13 protein-coding genes and 1 pseudogene are annotated in these 17184 nt (G+C 58.3%); 12 read left to right on the plus strand and 2 right to left on the minus strand.

All coding sequences use genetic code 11. The annotated features are described in order from the left end of the window. Positions 1-752: 752 nt before the first annotated feature. Positions 753-923, minus strand: a pseudogene (locus HSEST_RS14705) (hypothetical protein); the annotation flags it as partial. Between the two features lie 259 nt (positions 924-1182). On the opposite strand from HSEST_RS14705, the gene HSEST_RS13920 reads away from it, so the two are divergent. The 12 genes from HSEST_RS13920 to HSEST_RS13975 all read left to right on the plus strand — a co-directional run bounded on the left by HSEST_RS13920 (position 1183) and on the right by HSEST_RS13975 (position 15569). Next, positions 1183-1767, plus strand: coding sequence for a DUF7437 domain-containing protein (locus HSEST_RS13920; protein WP_229123106.1), 585 nt, complete (start codon positions 1183-1185; stop codon positions 1765-1767). 11 nt (positions 1768-1778) lie between these two features. Continuing rightward, the gene (locus HSEST_RS13925) at positions 1779-2306 is read left to right on the plus strand and encodes a hypothetical protein (protein ID WP_229123107.1); all 528 of its coding nucleotides are present in this window, start codon (positions 1779-1781) and stop codon (positions 2304-2306) included. A gap of 407 nt (positions 2307-2713) precedes the next feature. Continuing rightward, entirely contained in the window at positions 2714-4693 is a 1980-nt protein-coding gene (locus tag HSEST_RS13930; protein WP_229123108.1) for a vWA domain-containing protein, read from the plus strand. Continuing rightward, on the plus strand, positions 4693-6483 hold the full coding sequence (locus tag HSEST_RS13935; RefSeq protein ID WP_229123109.1) for a HEAT repeat domain-containing protein: 1791 nt from the start codon (positions 4693-4695) through the stop codon (positions 6481-6483). Before HSEST_RS13930 ends, HSEST_RS13935 begins: the two co-directional genes overlap by 1 nt. Positions 6484-6559: 76 nt before the next feature. Next, positions 6560-7498, plus strand: coding sequence for an ADP-ribosylglycohydrolase family protein (locus HSEST_RS13940; protein WP_229123110.1), 939 nt, complete (start codon positions 6560-6562; stop codon positions 7496-7498). Beyond that, the gene (locus tag HSEST_RS13945) at positions 7495-8151 is read left to right on the plus strand and encodes a metallophosphoesterase family protein (protein ID WP_229123111.1); all 657 of its coding nucleotides are present in this window, start codon (positions 7495-7497) and stop codon (positions 8149-8151) included. Before HSEST_RS13940 ends, HSEST_RS13945 begins: the two co-directional genes overlap by 4 nt. Before the next feature lie 31 nt (positions 8152-8182). Continuing rightward, a complete protein-coding gene (locus HSEST_RS13950) occupies positions 8183-9304 on the plus strand; it encodes a hypothetical protein (RefSeq protein WP_229123112.1) in 1122 nt (373 codons plus the stop codon). Positions 9305-9551: 247 nt separating this feature from the next. Next, positions 9552-10757 carry an RNA-guided endonuclease InsQ/TnpB family protein gene (locus HSEST_RS13955; protein ID WP_229123113.1) on the plus strand — a complete coding sequence of 402 codons (1206 nt, stop codon included), beginning with the start codon at positions 9552-9554 and terminating at the stop codon, positions 10755-10757. Between the two features lie 211 nt (positions 10758-10968). Then, positions 10969-11751 carry an HAD-IIA family hydrolase gene (locus HSEST_RS13960; RefSeq protein ID WP_229123114.1) on the plus strand — a complete coding sequence of 261 codons (783 nt, stop codon included), beginning with the start codon at positions 10969-10971 and terminating at the stop codon, positions 11749-11751. A gap of 219 nt (positions 11752-11970) precedes the next feature. Beyond that, positions 11971-12267 carry a hypothetical protein gene (locus tag HSEST_RS13965; protein ID WP_229123115.1) on the plus strand — a complete coding sequence of 99 codons (297 nt, stop codon included), beginning with the start codon at positions 11971-11973 and terminating at the stop codon, positions 12265-12267. A 235-nt stretch (positions 12268-12502) separates the two neighbouring features. Further along, a complete protein-coding gene (locus HSEST_RS13970) occupies positions 12503-12880 on the plus strand; it encodes a YccF domain-containing protein (RefSeq protein ID WP_229123116.1) in 378 nt (125 codons plus the stop codon). A 418-nt stretch (positions 12881-13298) separates the two neighbouring features. Continuing rightward, entirely contained in the window at positions 13299-15569 is a 2271-nt protein-coding gene (locus tag HSEST_RS13975; protein ID WP_229123117.1) for a hypothetical protein, read from the plus strand. Positions 15570-15620: 51 nt separating this feature from the next. Here the strand turns inward: HSEST_RS13975 and HSEST_RS13980 are convergent, their stop codons facing one another. Next, positions 15621-17021: an ATP-binding protein gene (locus HSEST_RS13980; RefSeq protein WP_229123118.1), complete on the minus strand. Its 1401-nt coding sequence runs from the start codon at positions 17019-17021 to the stop codon at positions 15621-15623. Positions 17022-17184: the final 163 nt, after the last annotated feature.

Below are 17184 nucleotides of genomic sequence, written 5' to 3' on the forward strand. Positions count from 1 at the left end.
TCGGTGCAAACAAAGGTTCCCGTGGAATTTCTCTATCAATTGGCTAATCAGGAACGTCAATAGTTCTATGGCTCTCGAGATGTGGCTGATCTGAGAAGGGGTCAGATAATGTAGAGCTGTTCACAAAGGGTGTTAGAACAGTTGTCATACCTGAGTTGCGGATCGGCAGAGATAGCCCCTGTATCCATCATTCGATGGTCTACAGTATTATCGAGAGACGGAATAGAATCTCCACAAGAAAGAGAGAAAACTCTTCTCAATAGTGATCTGTATTGATCTATCTAGACCAGGGGAGTCTGGCGGTTAGTAAGAGTGTGTTTTCATCGAGGGATTTCTATCGCTCTTGGGAACCCCTTGGTTTCACCTTGACCTGCGACGACAGCTGTTGATGGAATACTATACTCGCGCTCTGTCTCTTTCACCGGAGCTACAAATAGTATACTAATTGATGAATAGCTGTTTCTGAGCTGCCGGAATTCGGACGCCTCACGCCTGGAAGGGGATTCGTTGGACAGTCGGACAAGCGCCTCCAGCGCCCATCGCTGCGATTCCTCCCGAAATCACGGCCGAAAGCCTCTGAATCCGCCGTTTCGTGTTCTACTGTTGGAATGTGTTTGCTTTCGTTCGATGTGCAACCGGGCGAGTGGCGTCCACGGGAGTTCGCGTCCATCCACACTGGTCCCAACAGCGAAAATCAATCGCCGATTGATACGGGTTCTCGCAGAGGGACGAGCCAAGCTCAGTGATCTTATTCACGATACCCCACGCTGGACGCCAAGACTACCATCAGTGCGCTTCTCCTGCCTCTGCTTTGCATCCTCGTAGCTCCCCTCGTGAACAGCCGCTCGTGCGAGAACAGGAAACACGCTAGAACGGCACTTCGGACTGAGTTTCTTGCGAGTGGTGTCATCACGTGAACGCCTTGCATTTGAGTTTTCGTCCGTGGATCAGTATTTGTTCTGCCGTATCGAGGTGAGCCATCCACAGTCCCTAGACGTCTTCGTATCGATTGGTGTCTTCGTAGCCGTCCTCGTCGAACTGGACAGCGACCCATCCTGTCGAGCACCGATGGACACCGATGTACATGATATTCTCCCTCAGGTCTAGATATTGAACGTTCACGACGATTGGTGCATCCGAGTGCCCCAAGCGTTATTACCTAATACACGAATTATGAATTGTATGTCGAAGGCTGCTGGAGATCCCGAGCGCGCCGTCAATGGCCTGCTATCAGTGGCACAGCTGCTGGAGGAACTGCGGCTGGCGCGACTCTACACGTTCGTTCTCCGAGAAGGAGAAGTCACCATCGACGACATCGTCGAGGAATTGGAGCTGCCGCGGACGACAGCGTACTCGGATGCCGGCACGCTCGTCGAACTCGGGGTGTTGACCCGGGATGAAGAACAAAAGACGCACACGTATTCGGCAGTCCCGATTACGCTCACCGCGAATCTCGACGGAGACGAGTACACGATCACGCCGACGCTCATCGAAGCGTTCGGCCGGTCGGCTCGGGACCAAGATCTCAATCTCTTGATCGAAAGATATGGACTCGGAAAGCTCGCAGCAGCGATCACGTATGCCGTCCCATACGCGGAAGGTGAGATGTCAGAACGGGTTGCGGCCCGAGAGCTTGATCTCCAGCACGCGTTCGCAATTGCCGTGCTACAGGCGTTGCGAGACGTCGTCATTGATATGAAGACGGTCGATCCATATTTCGAGGAGATCCGGAACGCCCGTGAGCAGCCGCCAACAACAGAGGACTGAGGACGGAAACGATGAGTAAGCCGTTCGATCCATTTCAAGAGTCGGTAGCGTGGGTGGCAGATACGGGCCTGTTCATTGCGTGTGGCCGCCAGCAGAACAACAAGTATACTGCACTCGAACGCTTCGCCGAACGGAACGACCTTACCTTCCTCATTCCGCAGCGGGTCTACGACGAACTTGGTGGTGCCCCGAATCGGAGCACACCGAGTCAGACACCGATCAACAGCGCCATCGACGCGGGCTGGGTCACGGTCGCTGACGAACCGGATTACAGGAACAGCACGGTGTCACGGGTTATGGACGACGTCCTGTCGTTCATCGCCCGTTCGTCGAATCGGGACGAAGACCAGATTGAGAAAGCCGACACTGCACTCGCTGCGGTCGCGGCCGAACGACTCGAAGAGAACACCAATTACGTCTCTATCGTGACGACGGACCTCGATGCCGGAGAAGGTGCCGTGGCTGCGCTTGAGGCGAACGGGTTCGAGAACCGCGTTCAGTTCAAAAATGGCTTCGAGTTAATCGACGAGATTACGTGACCTCGTTGAGCAATTCCGGATGGGTTCGTCTACAGGTCATCCACGTATTCTCCCCGCTGTTCCATCTTTTCCCTCACGGTGCGCCGGTCGTAGCCGTGATTCCTTTGTCATTGCACTAGCGGATGAAGTGATCCAGACGTGAGCGATGGGAGTGAACGGTGGCTTGTGTGACGCTATTTCGCGGTCCGCAAGTTCGAGACTCTTTGGTCGTTCCCACGCGAACCACTGTTGGAAGCCCTATTTGCGGCCCTCAAATTCGGATGTCTCACGCCTGGAAAAGCGATTCGTTCGACAGTCGGACAAGCGCCTCCAGCGCCCATCGCTGCGATTCGTGCCGAAATCACGGCTCACAGAGTCTGAATCCGCCGTTTCGTGTTCTACTGTTGGAATGTATTTGCTTTCGTTCGATGGGCGACGAGACAACGCAGACGTTACTGATTCCAGCCGCTGCGGACTGCGACATCCACGGCCTCCAGACCGGACGCCGCTATGAGATCGCCGAGGCACGGTACTGCGTGCCGACAGCTGCTGCGGACCCGAGTGACGAACGGTGCCCGAACTGCGGCGCGCAACTGCGCCACGCCGTCGCAATAGACGCTGCACCGGCACCACTTCGACAGGCTGCCACGGAGTTGAAAATCGACGAGCCGTTTTTCATCGCGACCGAGCAGACGCGGCTCGTCCCGACTGACTGGGAGAAGGTTGACGACTGGCAGCCGATGGACCGAGACGACCGAACTCGACATACGGCGCCGGACTATGTCTGCGACAACTGTGAGGAGGTCTTCGACGACCGCGACCTGCATCTCCCGACCGACGCGGAGAGCGCCCCTGTTATGCAGAGTGTCAATCAGTCGCCGATGGCGTCGTCGTCGGACACGATGGGGCTTGCGACTGGCGGTGCGAAGGACGCGACGAACTTCCGAGAGAATATCGAGCAGGGATTCACGCCCCAGCCTGGCGCGATCAGCACAGAAGGGTTGTTCTACGACTACTATTTCGAGACGGGCGGCCGCCGCGCCGAGACGGACGCGCTGTTCGCGCCGCGGTACGCTGCCGGCGTCTCGAAACATCCCGTCACCGCCGAGACCGAACACGTCCTCAGCGTCGGGCTAGACTCGACGCTGTCGACTGATGACTTCGAGCGGCCGCGCCTCGATCTGGTGGCAGTGGTGGACGTCTCGGGGTCTATGGATTCGCCGTTCGATGAGTACTACTACGACGAACATGGTCGCCAGCGCGAGGTTGAGACGACAAGCGAGCGGAAGATCGACGCCGCCACCCGCGCGCTGTGTGCGCTTACAGAGCAGTTAGACGACGAGGACCGACTCGGCGTCGTCCTGTACAACAACCGCGCCCATGTTGCCAAGCCGTTGCGAGACGTCGGCTCGACAGATATGCACGCGATTCGGGAACATATCCGTGAGGTGTCTGCTGGCGGCGGGACGAATATGGAGGACGGCTTCATGGCGGCGTGGGATCTCCTCCAGGACGCACCGGCCGAACCCGACACCGAGCGCCGCGTCGTGTTCATGACCGATATGATGCCGAATATGGGCAGCACCGGTGAGACGCGGCTCCGTGAGCTGTTCGCGGACGCTGCTGCTGATGGGATCCACACGACGTTTCTCGGGATCGGGCTCGACGAGAACGCCGATCTTGCTGACGCCGTCTCAGACGTCCGTGGTGCGAACCACTACTTTGTCCACTCCGTCGAGGAGTTCGAGCAACGCCTTGGCGAGGAGTTCGCGTATATGGTGTCACCGCTGGTGTTCGATCTCCAGCTGGAACTCGACGCGGAGGGCTGTGAGGTCGCCGATGTCCATGGCGCCCCCGGCAACGACAGCACTGACCAGCTGATTCACGTGACGACGCTGTTCCCCTCGCCCAAGGTCGACGGCGAGACCCGCGGCGGGGTCGTCCTGGTCGAACTCGACGTGACCGATACGGACCGCGCGGTCGATCTGGTCGCATCGTGGGTTGAGCGCGACGGCAGTCATCACTCCGAGCGCGTCGCCGTCGAACTCCCACGGAATGGGCGCACGTTCGATCACAGTGGCATCCGGAAAGCCACCGCGCTCGCCCGGTACGCGAGTCTGCTTCAAGCGTGGGCCGAGGACGTCCACTCGCGCACGAACGTGTCGTCAGGTGTTGATGACTGGATCGACTCCGGGAGGCCAGATGAACAGGAACGCGAGTCGGTACCGCTGACAGTCCCAGAAGAGTACGGCCGCCGGTTCAAGACGCTACGGGCGTACCTGGTTGCGGAAGCCAACGCACTCGGTGACGACACGCTGAGCCAGGAGGTTGAGGTGCTTGAGACGCTGTGCGCCGAGGCTGGCATCGAGATACAGCCGACGGTTGAGCAGGCAGGTGATTGGGACTGATGCTGGTGTTCGCGTTCGATCGTGACTGGACCGTCGATGTCAACCCTCATCCGCAGTATGAGGCAGTCCCCCTAGAGTGGGTCCGCTACCTCGCACACAAAACCGACCACGCAGTCTACGCGATCGGGAATCAAGACCTCGCTGAAGAAGCGGCGATTCCCGGCGTCGTTGACATTGTCGGTCGCCACCCTGCCGACTGGGACGACTGGCTTGGCGACAAACAGCCGGACGGTCGGTATGAGTCGTTCCCGACGCGGCGGGAACGGTTGACGTTGATCGAAGCGTTGCACCCGGCGGCCGATCGCTATATCGTCGTTGACGACCTCGATTTGAGCGACGTCGAGGGCTGGCAGCACTACCACGCCTGGGAGTTTGTCCCGGCAGTCCGTGATGGGCACCTCGACCTCGCGCCCCCGTTGACGGATGATCAAGTGAGTGATGACGATCTGGCCACTGATGGCGGGCTGCCCACGGTAGCGGGGATCAAGCCCGCGGACGCCGACCACCTCGCGTCGTTCCTCGATGGGTACGACGACACGCCCGGATTCGAAATTACCTACGAACAGGACGGCGACGATGTGACGCGACTGTGCTGGGACGTTACTGTAGTCGAGGACACAGCAGAGAGTGAGGCACCGATCGTTCGCTGCTCGTCACTCATCCCCAAGGGGGAGTCGTTCACTGTGCCCATCGGTGCAATCGATGTCGTCCACGTTGTCAAACTATCACCGGAAGCGGTCACCGCACAAGCCGAGACACAACCCGACGCAGCAGCGGCGCTCCGCCGGCTTGCGGATGCAGCGCCGAACCAGCTGCAGCTTTCCCCCGTCTTGACACTACTGGATCAGAAAGCGTTGCCACCGCAACAGCAGCGAGACGCCCTCCACGCGCTGGCCGCCCTCACAACGGTTCGACCAGATGCGTGTTCGCCAGCGATTCCCATCTTGCGCTCCCTGCTTCAGGAAGATGACCCCGTCGCTCCTCACGACGCCTTGACGACACTGCACGCAATCGCAGAAGCCAGCCCTGAAGACATCGCCCCGGCGCTCGATGATATCGAACCGTATCTCGACTCAGAGCGTACGCCGGTTCAGCGCGAGGCAGCTGGCTGTCTTGCCGGGATTGCCACGGAGTACCCGGCCGACTGCATTGATGCGGTACCGAAGCTCGTCGATTTCCTCGAGGAGGATGACGAGAGGCGACGGTACGCTGTCCGTGCTCTTGCAAAGGTGGCTGCTGAATCCCCCGAGACGACTGCATCAACTGCCGGTCATCTCGCTGAGATCGCTCTTGAGGAATCAGCATCGAATGAGGTTCGACAACTCGCAACGGCAGCCCTTGGCCGCACTCTTAGGGCGCCTGCCGCATTTACGACTGAGATCTTCGAGGACGTCGTCGAGTTGTACGATACTGATAACTACAAACTCAGGAATAACGCTATCGCATTGACGTACGAGGTGGCAGACCTACACACCGATATCGTAGAGGAGTACATCGATGACATCGCAGCGTTGCTTACTGACGACGATTCTCAGACTCGTATCAACGCGAGTGGGACACTCGCACGTGTGGCTGAAGACTTCCCAGCGTCGGTCAGTCACTTGACCCCGATGTTCGTCGAATTGCTTTCGGACGACAACGAGCAGGTCCGAGAGAACGCCTGCTGGGCGCTGGGCCGTCTCGAGGCCTCGGAGGCGAAAGCGACACTCGAAGAGCGTCTCCAGGAGGAGCCAAGTGAAGCCGTTCGGAACCGGATTGCGTGGGCACTTTCAGAGATCGACCCAGTATGAATACGCTTACCAGGATTCCAGCACACATAGTAGCACAGCTCGTCATGTGTCGAAAGCGATCACAGGAGCTCCAATTATGATCCCCACCTCGCAAGCGGAAGGCTGTCTCCTCGGGCTAGCCTGTGGCGACGCCCTTGGCCGGCCAGTCGAATTCAAATCCGCCGTCACGATCGATACACAGTATGGCACCGTTGACTCGATGCTCGGCGACGGCAGTCACGGGCAACCGCCCGGCACAATTACCGACGATACCGAACTCGCGCTTCGGATCGCTCGCAGTCTCGTCGACTCTGGCGGCTTTGACGGCGCTGACGTCGCAGAGCGGTTCGTGAGCTGGTACGAGACCGGCCCCTTCGATATTGGCTTGATGACTCGCGACGCCCTCGCTCGTCTCCAGCAGGGTGAACCGTGGGAACACGCCGGCCAAGACGTCTGGGAGTCACGACCGGAGGGCAGTAACGCCGGCAACGGGAGTGTGATGCGGTGTGCACCGTACGCGCTGGCCTTCACCGACGACCCGCAGCATCTCGGGCGCGTGAGCGAACAATCCTCAGCGATCACCCACGCGGATCCCCGCTGCAAGCGTGGCTGTGCCATCCTGAATCTCACTATCGCGGGTCTGCTTCACGGCGAGGACGAGCCGTTGCGACGCGCTCTTGAGACGACCTATCCCGGCCAGTCGGACGCACCGGAGCTCATCAACGCTGTCGAGGGACTGCCGGACAGCGTCTCGGCAAGCGAGCTCAACAACGGTGGATACGTCGTCGATGCGCTCCAGGCGGGGCTTTACTATGCACTTGACGCAGACAGTGCAGAAGACGCGATCGTCCGGGCGGTCAACGCTGGTGGCGACGCCGATACAGTCGGTGCGATCACCGGGGCTGTCGCCGGCGCTCGCTTTGGCGCGGAGTCACTTCCCGACGCGTGGCTGGCCGCGATCGAGGAAACCGACGACCTCCGCGACCTCGCGGGCGAATTGCTCGAACTGGAGCGTACTGGGAGTGATGCCAAGTGAGTGACCGCCCGACTCGTATCGGCCTCCTTTCAGATATCCACGGCAACGCCATCGCACTAGAAGCCGTCCTTGAAGAGATAGACGACGTGGATGCACTCGTCTGTGCCGGTGACATCGTCGGATATGGCCCATCGCCGGGGCAGTGCATCGAGATGGTTCGCGAGCGATCGATTCCAACGGTGGAGGGCAACCACGACCGGGCCGTTGTCAACGACCAGCCCTACGAATCAGGCGACCAGTACGCCAGCCGCACGCTGTCGGAGGAGCGGCGGTCGTGGCTAGCGGCGCTCCCGCGAGAGCGCCTGCTGTTCGATGGGCGACTGAAGGTCGTCCACGATCACCCCGAAGAGCGGAATCGGTACACACGACCCGCCGCGTTTGAACCGACGCTCCTCGACGACGAAGCCGTGCTTGTCCTCGGGCATACACACGTCCAGCATGCCGAAGTGTTTGCTGACGGGATCGTCGTCAATCCCGGTAGTGTCGGCCAGCCACGTGACAGGGACCCAGATGCTGCCTATGCGGTCGTCAATCTCGATGCGATGACTGTTGATCTGCATCGAGTTTCCTATGATATCGAGGAGGTACGGCGGCGGATCGAGAACACCAGCATCGACAGCTACAACGCTGAGCGACTGGCGAGGGGACGATAGCTCGACCATCCATCAAGAGACACAACTACCAATGTACGAGCTCACGTACGAATTCGAGGGCAGTGGGGGAAACATCCAGTATCAAACGAGACAGCAAGCCGAAACCGACGCCACCACAGCCGGCATCGACGTTGAAATCGTCTCGACAGGACTGTCGCTCAACGACCAAACGATCAACGGTATCGCCATTGTCGCTATTTCAGCAGACGTCGATCCCGACACAGCGTTCGAGTCTGCAACTAGCGTGCGTCGTACTGACGAACTGATCGGTCTAGCGACAGCCCACGAACTTGCAGAGCGAACTGAACTCCCAGATACGGCCATCGCCACCCGGTTCGAGTTGTCAAAAGCACCCCTGATTGTGGGGAAAGCCACGCATGGTCCTAACCAGATTGACGCAGTGTTCCGCAACGATAACGGGGACGTGATCAGCAACTACGAGCTCGCCTCTCGGTATCAGCATGACACCCAGGATGTCCATTTTCATCCCCTCGGTGTCCTCGTCGAACGCGAGTTGTATCGGCCCGTCACTGCCTCTCAACCCAGCGCTGAGAGTGATGGCGTGGGGGAGCCGATACCAATAGCGACGTATCGCGGGTCGACCTCGAAACCGTGGCAATTTGGGCTGACTCGATACAACGGACAACTGCTCCTAACCCAAGCTCGTGCCGGCCCCTCAAAGTTCGATCCGGTGCTCAAGCGATTCCCGATCGAGACGCAACCGCTTGGCAACCAGCCACTCGTGTTTAGCCACACTGTCAGCCGGCGACTCTGGTCCGAAGATCCGGTGAACCCCCATGTGCAGTCCCAGCGGAGCGAGGGGCTTCGGACACAATTCCTCTACAACGATGCGGACGGGTGGCACCTCATACAGCCAAAAGGGCTCGACACGGCCGACGACGCAGATAGTGATTCATTCGAATCGACACAACTCGACGGCGTCTCTGTTCGGTCAGCGTTGCTGCGCTCGGAGACCGACGGCGAGATGAAGACCACGGTCGAACACGAGTACCGCATCACACCAACGGCGCTTGAGGTCTGTGAGCGACTATACGCGCTTTCGTATTACGAAGCCAACGAAGAGTCGCTCGACAATCTCCAGTGGGATATCGCCGAGGCCACTGCATATGACATCGTTGAGGCGGAGCGGTAGTATGGAGGACCACCGAGTCGGTCATATAGGATTGCCATGCGGTGGCTAAGTTACTGGAAACATCGGCTGTTCAATTCACCTAATTCGAGGCGGAGGCCCCACCCTCAAGGAGCGCCGGGCTTCCGGCCCCGGCGGAAGCACAAGCGAGTAGGGTGGGGGGGAAAGCCGACACGGTACTGACTGGCGACAGATCGTTGCCTTCTAACTCTCAATTATTAAGTGACTACAAGCATAAATGTGAAACATCGTGGAGTCCCGTCGAACTGCCGTCATCAAACTCGACACACCCGAAGGCGCGAATGAATATCTGCGGGAGACTGTCGAGCAATTCAACTACTGTGCCAACACCGCAAGCGAATGGTGCTGGCACGGCGACGACGGCTACCACGTTACATCGAAAGCAAAGGCCGAAGATGCGCTGTACGGCCAGCTACGCGAAGATACGGAGTTGACCGCGAATCTCGTCCAGAAAGGGATACGCCAAGCCGTCGAAGCCATCAAGAGCGGCGTCGAACGGCTCAAAAACGGCCAAGATACGTCTCGTCCGACGTTCACGGCGGATACCGCCGTCTACGACAAGCGAAGTGCCACGTTCCACCGCGACCACGTTTCGCTATCGACTGTGGACGGACGAATCGAGTGCGACTACATTCTCCCCAAGGACGACGACACACCGCCGACAAAGTACGTCGCCAACGAGAACTACGAGTTTCGGCGGGCGACACTCCATCGACGTGACGGCGACTGGTATCTCCATGCGTCGATGCTCAAAGAGGACGATACCGACACCACCACCGGGCACAGGACAGTCCTCGGTGTGGACCTCGGTGTGAACCAACTCGCGGTCGCTTCGACCGGGCGATTCTGGTCGGCAGACGAGTTCAACCACTGGAAGCGAGAGTACGAAAAACGGCGTGGCGACCTTCAGCAGTGTGGGACACGGGCGGCACACGACGCGATAACAGGCGTCGAGCGCAAGGAGGACGGACGCTTCGAGATATTCCTGCATCGTGTCGCCAACGAAATCGTAGCCGAAGCCGTCGAACACGACTGTTCGCACATCGTGTTCGAGGACCTGACCGACATTCGTGAGAACGTGCCACAGGCGTCGTGGCATCATCTGTGGGCGTTCCGCCGCCTCTACGAGTACGTCGAATACAAGGCTGAAGAACACGGTGTCGAAGCCGTTCAGGTAGACCCACGGAACACGTCGAAGCGGTGTTCGACTTGTGGGTTTACCCACGACGACAACCGCAACGGCGAGGACTTCGAGTGTCAGGACTGCGGCTACCAGAACCATGCCGACTACAACGCGGCGAAAAACATCGGCCTTCAGTATCTCCGGCGTCGGCAAAACGCAGACGTTGGAGGCGCACCCGTAGACGTGCGCTTGAATCGCGGGACGTTGAACGTGAGTGGAGAGTACGACCTTCCCGCCCCATCTGAGGCGTAGAACGGGAGTCCACGCGAAAGCCCTACCCTCAACGAGCGAGCGGGGCGGTTGCCCCCGAGCGAAGTAGGGTAGGGTAGTTTACTACGCGACACGGCGAGCCCGCCGACTCGGCGTTCTCGGCGACTATTGACGCGTCAACTGCCTCGGAGTCAATGACGGACCACAGGCAGTAATCGATAGCGGTTTTGGCTTGTCAGGTGTACTGTTGGTGATGACATTCGCAGGCGCCGTCGTCGATCTCGACGGCACAGTTTATCACGATGGAGAACCCATCGACGGGGCCCTCAATGGGATCGATCGACTCCAATCACTCCCGGACGGCGTGTTATACGTCTCAAACAATCCTGGACACAGTTCACAGCAGTTTGTTGATCGCCTCACAGCGATTGGTATCGAAACCCAACGCGATCGTATTCTGTCCTCGGGCATTGTGACGACTGAGTATCTTGCCAGCGCTCACTCTGATGCGAACGTATTCGTCGTTGGCAGCGCCGGCCTCCGTGAACAGTTGCAGGCGGCAGGGATCCGATGCTGTGACGATCCGACAGTAGCTGATGTCTTTCTCGCGTCGTGGACGCCCGAGTTTGCCTACGACGATTTGGTGAGTGCCCTCAGGGCCTTCGAACAGGAGATTCCCTTCTATGGGACAGATCCCGACCGCACGTTCCCGGACGGCGACGGCCGACCCGTGCCCGGGTCGGGCTCTATTATCCGTGCAATCGCCGAGACAACCGGACGCGAACCCGACCAGATATTCGGGAAACCTTCCGATCGGATGATCGACGCGATCACGAACCGTCTTGCCCATCCCACTGACGAGTATCTCTTGATCGGCGATCGCATCGACACGGATATCACCCTCGGTGAGCGCGCTGAGATGACGACCGTCCTCGTCGAAACAGGCAGTAACAAAGACACGACTCCGAACGCAACTGTCGAACCCGATTTCACCGTCGATTCGCTGGGTGACATCGGGTCGATTCTCGATAAGTAGTGGGCGTGCTACTAGTAACCGTGGTATCTCGGACGGTCGGTCGATTGTCCACGCGACTTCCCCAGACGACGCCCAGAGAGGAAACTCCGAGCGCTTGAGTACCGATATCCCCGTTGCCGAAGTGCTACAACTAGTGCTGATTGTTCGTATACGAAATGCCGGAGAAAACCTGCGGCTAGTCGTGGGTGCGTAAATAGCGTCAGCACCTTCTATCAAAGTATGATGGTCGAACCGATCGAAAATGACGACGCCCGGCGACGCGCTGTCGTCGAACTCCACGAACATCTGGCGGCAACAGCCGAACTCCCGATCGAACGCACCGCGAACCGATGGATCGGCGAAGCAGAAGCAGTCGCGGCCGATCTTGTCGAAGCTCCGAACGATGCAGACCTGATCCGCAAGCGTGCAACCCATATCGTCTCACTCCTTGACGAGGTTGGAGACATCAACGACCCGGTCGCGAACAAACACATTGTCGCCGCCGCCCGCCTCGCTGACCGACTCTGCAGCGAGTGAATACTTGAGCGATAAGGGGCTCGAATTCTTCGGCTTGATCACCGTCTGTACTCGCCGCTCTCAGCTGATCGGCCACCTCTGGAGTCTCTTCCATCTGCCCTGAAGCACTTGATTCGGTAGTATTCATATATCCTGCGTGTGGGCCACACACTGTCGGTGCGGACTACACCTGAGCAAGTCAAGAAACGCCAGGAGCAACGATATGGATTTATCTCCTGGACATCTAGGACAACTGATGGCACAACGCTCTTTCTGGGTTCGTGCGCTGTGGTTCGTGTTCGTCGGCTGGTGGGCAACGCCGATTGTCGTGAACACTGCGTGGCTACTCAACGTTACAGTTATCCTGCTCCCGATCGGGATCAAATTGATCAACCTCGTGCCGACGGTGCTCACTCTCGCTGAGCCGCGGTCGCTATCAACGCCTGAGTCGGCTCGGGGGCAACACTCGCTCGCCGTCCGGGCGATCTATTTCGTCCTCGTCGGATGGTGGTTGAGCCTGCTGTGGGCGAACGTGGCGTCGTTCCTCGCAATCACGATTGTGGGGATCCCGATCGCAATCTGGATGCTCAACCGCCTGCCATACGTCACGTCACTGTACCGGTTTCACGGGTGACTCGACGCGATCTCTAAGTGTCAGAAATAGAATAAGAGGGGCAAGCGTTCGGCAGTACGTCTCTGGGTATGTACAGGCGGTACAAGGCGACTGCCCCGGGGCTTGACCCCGGGGTGCGTTCGCATCTATGTGTATGTCCACAAGTACGTGAGTACGTATATTCTGCCGAACGTTAGTACTCCCAGCGGAGATCCGATATCGAGGTACTGATAGCGACCATAGACGGAACGCGACCAGACCCAACCTACGTATTAACAATCCAATCCAGCGGTGTAGTGCTGTGGGATTTCCTCGTCTCCGGACGGGGGAATATGTCCGTCTCGTTCATCGATGTCGAAGTGTCACCAGGTACCGGCTACGTATATTCTACTACCGCCCTATGGCACGGTTTTATTCGTTTCAGACTGCTGCCGTGTGTATGGACGAACTGACAGCGAATATTTCGTTCGACCGATTCGCAGATATGCCGGAATTCTACGGATCCGGTGCTGCGGAATACCGCCTGGCGATGGTGAAAGAGCGGGATGACTTTCTCGATTTGTTCGCAGGCGCTCGTCACGTGGACGCCGTGACGTACGCGGAGACGCCCGACCTGATGGTGAAGATGCTAACCGAATACGATATCGGCTCACTTGACGTGCTCATCGGGAACGCCGAAGACTACGCCGACCAGGTAAATGAAGTCTCGACAGCGAGGTCGCTCGCCCGACTTCGACAGGACGACCGACTCACGATTCGATTGAAGAACCGGAAGACAGTCCACTCGAAGATTTACCGAATCGTGATGCCGGACGACACGGTGAAGCTCGTCCAAGGATCGGCGAATCTCTCGCGGAATTCCTGGGAGTACCACACGAACCAGATATCCGTCATCACGACCGATGTCGGGACTGAACTCGACGAAGAGTTCGAGCGGTTCATCGACGAATACCGCGACGGGTACAGCGACCAGACGCTCCTCGAAGGGCTTGTCGAAGCGCTGGAGGAGGCTGATTCACCGGAAGAGCGAGAGAACCGCATCGAGTACTGGGTTGGTGCCGGTGACCTTGATGTGAGCGACACTGCCGCCCTGAATCAGGATGCTGTTGAGGACCTGAAAGACGCCGCCGACCAAGTCACCGCCGTTGTTGACGACCCTGAGGAGGCTGACGAGACGGTTGCGTTCGTCGAGGAACCCGAGAACGCCGACCGTAACGTCGTCGAGCCGGACGAGCCAACGGACGAAGACGGTTCCGTCGCTCTAGACGAGGACGAGTCACCGGACGTTGGGCTCGTCGAATCGGAACACGAAACGGGGCTGACGGACGGGCTCGACCGTCCGCGGGTCCGTGCGCCCGACGAGAAGATCCGAATGGGAACCAGCAAGGTAGACAAGGACACTGCCGACGAGTTCGGGGCCGGGCTCCGTGACCGAGGCGCAACTGTCGAGGATCACAGCATCACCGCGCCGCTGAGCGCGTACAACAACCAGGTCAAGGAATCGACGGCTATCCCGACGATGTCGGTCCTGCCGGAGGCCGAGCAGGTCGTGATCGGCGAGGACGACGAGATGATTCTCGTCGCCACCGACGAGCCAACCCCCGAAGTCCTGGATCACTGCCTCGAAACCATCGAGGACTACATCGAGACCGTCCAGAACCACGGTCACACGCAATCCGAGACCGCAGTGATGGCGCAGATGTACGAGGCGTTCCTCTACGGGTTCTGGGCCCCGTTCGCCAACCAGTACGCCGAGGCACTGTCGTCACCGTCACGGACGCTGGACAACGTCCTGCAGCACCTCTACATCGAAGGGAAGAGCGACGCAGGGAAGGACAAACTCACCGAGTATATCCTGCGACTCGTCTCCGACAACACGGTCATCTCCGGGGTGGACGCAGACGACGTCGGCGTCAAGGAAGTCCGCGGCGTCCGCGAGTGGGACACGTGCTTCCCGTACGCCATCATCGACGCCGAAAAAGAGAAGATCCAGCGCTGGAGCCCGATCCGAAACTACTGGGGTGACTGGACCCCAACTAACGTCGATCAGCCGTGCCTTATCTTCACGACCAACGACGCACTCCCAAAATCCGAGTTCCGGAACCGAATGAAAATCCTGAGCATGGACGTCTCCTTCCCCTCCAACCCGGAAGATCCAGGGTTCCGCAAAGCACAAGAAGACCTGTCGGGCGTGCTGGAACGGCAAAACCCGATCTTCAGTTACGTGGCCCGCCGCATGCTCACCGAACAACCGTGGACAGACGGGAACGGCACGATCGAAGACGTCCGCCGGATTGTCCGCGAATTCTACAACGAAGCCGGTCGAGAGCAGCCCGAGTACTTCCCCGCCGATGAGCCAGCCGAGAAGACGTACGACACAGGGCGGTTGAAGTGGCAGCGCGACATTCAGGGCGGCCGTGTCACGTTCGAATCGGAGCCGAATGCCATCACAGCTGACTTCGACCGCGAAGAATACGAGGTGTACGACTACGAGAAACGTCTCCCCAAACGATTCATGTCCGAGAAATCCTCCACGAGCGTCTACATCGGCGCACCTGAAGAATTCGCCGAGTGGATCGGATACTCCGTCAATGACCTCCTGAACGGGGCAGCCGAAACCGGCACAGACACCGAGCAGTCAACAACCACGGAAGACGCATCGGATACGGACAACTCCGGCGGATTCCTGTCTCGGCTGTTCGGGGACTAGTCTCTTGGACCCCTGTCCGACTCTCGCGGGAGACTACATAGAACAAAGGAACTACGACCTGTCCGCTGAAAGGGCTTGCACAACGTCACTGACGGTGAACAGACGGAGATCATCTCGTTGGGCGGCAGCCTCTTCGACTGACGGATTGAAACCGCTTCGAGAGAAGAGCGCGTACTCTACAACACGGTCGCCCCCATCTTGTGGCGACCATCGAAGTTCATCGGCGTGATCTTGAAGGTTCGATAGCGCATCATATCCGAGTGGTGCCTGCTGGAACTTGCACTCGCCAACAATCAGCGTCTCGCCAGCTGTAAGGCCGACAACGTCGATCTCATGTTCACCGTACCACCATTGCCCAGTGTTCGTAATCGTGTAATCTGGGTACAGCGTTCGAAGTGCAGAACAGCAGAGGTCTTCGAACGACCGGCTCACGAAGTCAGCCAGTTCTGGTTCGATCAACGCGTCGTAAGCATCGTCTCCTAACTCGTCGTACTCCTCACCTGTTCCGTAAACAAAGTGGAACCAGAACCGAAAAAACGGGTCACGAATTCGGTAGCGACTGCGCTTGCTCCGCTCTTTCTGTTCCGTGATTGGGACGTGTTGATCCACGAGTCGCAATCGAGACAGTCGGTTGAGGTATTTCGAGAGTTGGTTGTAGTCGATGCCGGTTGTCCCAGCAATTTCGTTCCGACTGACACTCCCACCAGCGATGGCTTCCAGAATTGAGAAGTACCGAGTCGGCTCGGTGAGTTCCATTCGGAGGACATAATCAGGCTCATTGTGGAGCGTCCCGTGCCGGGAGAGAATCGTCTGCAGAATATTCTCTGCAAGCGTTGCATCCGGCAAAACCTCTTCCAAATAGTACGGAACCCCACCGAACACGCCCCACATAAGCACCTGCTCCTCTGCAGTATATTCATCGTCGAAGAACTCCATCGCGGCGTCAAACGGCAGTTGTCTGATATCGAGCTTTACTGATGAACGCCCGTAGAGCGGGCTGTTCCCGAGTAATGCCGCGTCTTCCATCATACTGATTGACGACCCGACAAGCACAAACGTCGCAGCTGACCCGTCAAGCTCGTGATCGAACATTGCCTGTAGCACGGATGGGAGACTCTCGTCTTGTGCCACAAGATAAGGGAATTCGTCCAAGACAATGATCGCATCCTGTTCAGCGAGATACCCGAGAATCTCATCCCAATCTTCTCGAATCCGCGTTACTCCGGGGTGTGATTCTGCAGCAGCGTCGATGAATTGCTGAAGTTGCAACTCACTCGTTTTCTGCTTTGCCTGGTATACGACAGCGTCATCGTATTCTTGCAGCGATTCTCGGACGAGCGCTGTTTTTCCAAGGCGGCGACGTCCGAATATCACCGCGAGTTCAGCGTCGTCTGAGTCATAGAGTTCTCGGAGACGGGCGAGCTCCTCCGTCCGGTCCACGAACTCGGGCATACAACTCATACCGTCGGATAGATAATAGTACTACCGATAATCGTACTCCAAAGTATGATACTCTAAAGTATGATGATTGAGTGTCCCCTGAACTCTCAGGTCCGTTTCGACTCTCGACTGTGCGACACTCAACCTTGAGACCCCTTCCAAGTGTTTCCAATCG

Origin of the sequence: Halapricum desulfuricans (genome assembly GCF_017094465.1) — an archaeon.
Classification (GTDB): Archaea; Halobacteriota; Halobacteria; order Halobacteriales; family Haloarculaceae; genus Halapricum.